Annotated in this window: 3 protein-coding genes; all 3 read right to left on the bottom strand. The window is 69.5% G+C overall.

The window, feature by feature from the left end:
• Nucleotides 1-980 (bottom strand): AfsR/SARP family transcriptional regulator (locus tag B0I29_RS45010; protein WP_181558339.1); only part of this gene is annotated, 980 nt, incomplete at its 3' end.
• 146 nt (nucleotides 981-1,126) lie between these two features.
• Nucleotides 1,127-1,735, bottom strand: coding sequence for a DUF1345 domain-containing protein (locus tag B0I29_RS45005; RefSeq protein ID WP_111655312.1), 609 nt, complete (start codon nucleotides 1,733-1,735; stop codon nucleotides 1,127-1,129).
• 108 nt (nucleotides 1,736-1,843) lie between these two features.
• On the bottom strand, nucleotides 1,844-2,134 hold a 291-nt coding region (locus B0I29_RS45000; protein ID WP_146617131.1), incomplete at its 5' end, for an alpha/beta fold hydrolase.

Genomic DNA, 2,134 nt, shown 5'->3' with positions numbered 1-2,134 from the left:
AGCACCGGCATCGACACCTGCGTCATCACATGCCCATTGACCAGACCCAACGTCCGGCGCCGCGCCTCGTCACGGCCGGTGAACCACGGCAGATCAGCCGGCAACTGCGCCGGAAGGACCGCCGTGCGGCTCGGCGCCCGGTCGGCCTGGGCCCGGCCCGGCGGCGGCTCGGCCTCCCCGGGCAGGGCCGATCCGGCCACGCTCTGCCGCAAGACCAGCTGGTGGGCCTCGCGGAGCTCCTCGCCCGGATCCACCCCGAGCTCGTCGGCGAGCCGTCGGCGAACGTTCTCATACAGCGCGATCGCCTCGGCCTGCTGGCCGTCGGCCGACAGCGCCAGCAGCAGCCGGGCTTGCAGCGCCTCGTCCAGCGGACGATGCTCGGCCATCCGGCGCAGCACGGGCAGGACCGACCGGGCACGGTCCAGGCGCAGCGCCAGTGACGTGGCCTCCCGGGCCAGATCGGCGCACTCGTGGTCGACCACGCTGAACGCGAGGTGGTCGTAGGAGGCCAGCTCGGAGGCACCGCCACACGGTCCCTGCCACATGCCGAGGGCTTCCTCGTAGGCCGCCATCGCCTCGGGCAGCCGCCCAGCGAGCTCGTCCGATCGCGCCTGGTCGGTGAGTCGCCGCAGGAGCAGTAGGTCGAGGCTGTCCGAGTCGACCCGGATCCGGTAACCGGCAGCGTCGCCCAGCAGCCAGCGCCCGGCCGACCGGGCCGGCAAGCCGGGCTCGAACAGGCGCCGCAACGCGCCGATATAGCGGTGCACCACGTTGACGGCGCTCTGCGGCGGCCGCTGGTCCCACAGCGCCTCGACGATGTCGCCGATGCCGACCGGTTGCCCCGCGTTGGCCAGCAGCAGGGCCAGAATCAGTCGCTGCTGCCGGGCGCCCAGGTCCAGCTCCGTGCCGTGCCGCCAGATTCGGACCGGCCCGAGCACGGCGAAACAGAACGGCCTTTCGTCGCCGTTGGTCGAAGGCACAGAACATCCCCTCACACGCCCCGCACGGACGTCAGCGGGTCCTCGGGCCAGAACGCCGATCCTGCCATCTCAACGTTGCATCGCCCAGGTCCGATCCTTGACCCTCCCCCTGGGGGAGGGTCAAGGGCTGGGCGGTCAGTGACGGCTCATCCGGAGATGACGCTGACCGCGATACCAATGGTCACGGTGTTGTAGAGGAACGAGATGATCGAGTGCGAGAGGATCTGGAGCCGGATCGGGGACGTCTGCGTCTCCACGTCGGATACCGAGAACGTCGTTCCCAGCGTGAACGAAAAATAGGAGAACTCGACGAACGTCGGCTCATCGGTGTTCGGAAAGGCCAGCACCTGCTCGGGCAGGCCCGCGTAGTAGGTCTTGGCGTACCGCTCGGCGTACCCGAAGTGCAGGATCGCCCAGGCGAACAGCACAGCCGGGACGGCGACGAACGCGGCGTTCGTCTTGTCGGCGCCCTCCTCGAACAGGACGCTGACGCCGGCCGAGAGGCCCACCAGGCTGGTGAAGATGGTGAAGATCAGCCCGGTGCGCCCGCCGAGGCCGTGCGCCAGCCAGGCGGTCGCCTTACCGCGTCCGTCACGGCGCAGACGGCTCATGCGGATCGCGAGGTAGACGATCGCCAGGATGTCCCAGACAAGGGTGATCCTGTTGGGTTCCGGCGCGACGAAGACCAGCGCTCCGGCAACGAGGAGTGCCACTTCGATGAAGCGTGACGCGATGAGCGCCGCCTTGCCTGCCATGAACGTTCCTTAGAGATCGACGTGAACTGCCGTCCGCTACGACGTGTGCGAAGCGCCGGGGTTCACCAGCGATCGGGGGCATCCCCGGCCGCCCGGGGATGCCGCCGGTCACCACGGCGGGTTCCAGACGGCGACCGAGGCTCGGAGGATCACGTCGGCCACCGCCTGCGGCTGCGATACCGGCAGGGCATGCGATGCGCCGGCGATCTCGACCGATTCCCGTGCGTTGGCCCGTGCGGCCATGAAACGGAACGTTTCCAGGGGGATGGCCAGGTCCCGCTCCGAGGAGATGAACCAGGATGGAATGGTCTTCCACCCCGGCTCTCCCGAGGCCTCGTTGAGCGCCACGCTGTTGAACGGCCGCTGAGTGGCGGCGGCAAGCGCGGCTTCGGCGGCCGG

Source organism: Actinoplanes lutulentus, assembly GCF_003259845.1.
Lineage (GTDB): Bacteria > Actinomycetota > Actinomycetes > Mycobacteriales > Micromonosporaceae > Actinoplanes > Actinoplanes lutulentus.
Note: the sequence above shows the minus strand (reverse complement) of the source record. Positions and strands in the feature narration are given on the sequence as shown.